Consider the following 1,408-nt stretch of genomic DNA (forward strand, 5'->3'; position numbering starts at 1 on the left):
GTGCTGCATGAACTGTTCCGTATTCTGAAACCGGGCGGCCGGCTCTTGTTCAGTGACGCTCTTGTGATCGGCGGGACAATTTCGCACCAGGAAATTGCTACGCGCAGCTCGATCGGGTACTACCTCTTCAGTCCGCCTGAACACAATGAGGATCTCTTGCGAAAAGCAGGCTTTCATTCGGTAAAGACTACTGACACGACTGAAAATGCCGTCTCCATTTCCCGGCGCTGGCGAGAAGCTCGGGAGGAACGCCGCGCGGCGCTAACCGCGATAGAAGGCAAAGCGAATTTTGAAGACCTTCAACAATTTCTTTCGTGCGTGCACATGTTGACCAGCGAAAGGCGCCTGCTGCGCTTTCTCTATTTCGCGCAAAAGTCAGCCTAACGGCTGCCGTGGAGATGATGCAGCCGGAGTTCCGAGAATTAGTCACGGGCCCAGGTATTTCACTTGTTGGTATTCCGAAGTCCTTTTCGACGGACCGAAGGAAACTCAATAGCAGGAGGGGCCGGACTAGAACTGACCTCAAGCGTCGGACCGAAAATGACCGCATGCGAAAACACTGGCACTTCTGCCAGTTGCTATCGAGCTAAGAGCAGCTTTAAGCTTCGGACCATCAATCGCGGAACTCCGGGTATCCCGCGAAACATGCGATTCAGGCCGGAACCGTGCTGATTGAAGACCAACCACGAAACGTCTGGGAAAGATTGATATCTGCCGAAACCTGCACGTACTACTTCGGCGATTTGGCCGGTTCCTACACTCGCCAAAAGCAGATCGTAACTTTCCTTTCATTGTTCCTGTCTTTCAGTGCCGTCATTACTGTTCTGTTGAAAGTGCCAGCGTGGATCCCGGCTTTAATGTCAATCGTCGTGACACTGGCGGCCGCGTACACCGTGGCTTTCAATCTCGACCAGAAGACACGCACGATGGCCGAACTTAACCACTCGTGGGCGGAAGTGGCATCTGGATACGAACGCATTTGGGAAAACCCCGACACTGCGGAATCGGGAGCACTGTACAGCCAGCTTGAGGAAAAAGTACGCGACCTGTCGATGCTGGCAGCCAACGAAGCGCCGAACGACCCGAAGAGAATGGTGAAGTGGAAGAACCGTGTCTTGGAACTGCGGAATGTTCAACAGGTGCAATCAACAAAAATCTCGCCGTCACCGCAGGAACAGAAATAAGATTCGGCCTTCGCGTTCACAGGGGATCGGAATCATGAAGTTGCGCGGGGAGTAGTCGAGACCACCCGATCTTCACCTCCTGTTTGGCGTCCACCGCCAGGACGCTGGCGGGCGATGATCTCCTTCGGAATGATCGCGCCGGTCGTGCCGGCTGATAGCAAGCGCGATTTGGTCAGTCGACAAGGCGGCGATGGTGAGAATACCGGGTTATGACTCACCGGAGG

The 1,408-nt window shown here is 54.4% G+C and carries 1 protein-coding gene and 1 pseudogene; both read left to right on the plus strand.

Annotation, left to right across the window (positions count from 1 at the left end):
* Positions 1–384: pseudogene (locus tag GSQ86_RS23210) on the plus strand (class I SAM-dependent methyltransferase); the annotation flags it as partial.
* A 281-nt stretch (positions 385–665) separates the two neighbouring features.
* Positions 666–1,184, plus strand: coding sequence for a hypothetical protein (locus GSQ86_RS21800; protein ID WP_158752257.1), 519 nt, complete (start codon positions 666–668; stop codon positions 1,182–1,184).
* The last annotated feature ends 224 nt before the right edge of the window (positions 1,185–1,408 follow it).

The sequence above is a fragment of the Acidobacterium sp. S8 genome (genome assembly GCF_009765985.1).
Lineage (GTDB): Bacteria > Acidobacteriota > Terriglobia > Terriglobales > Acidobacteriaceae > Alloacidobacterium.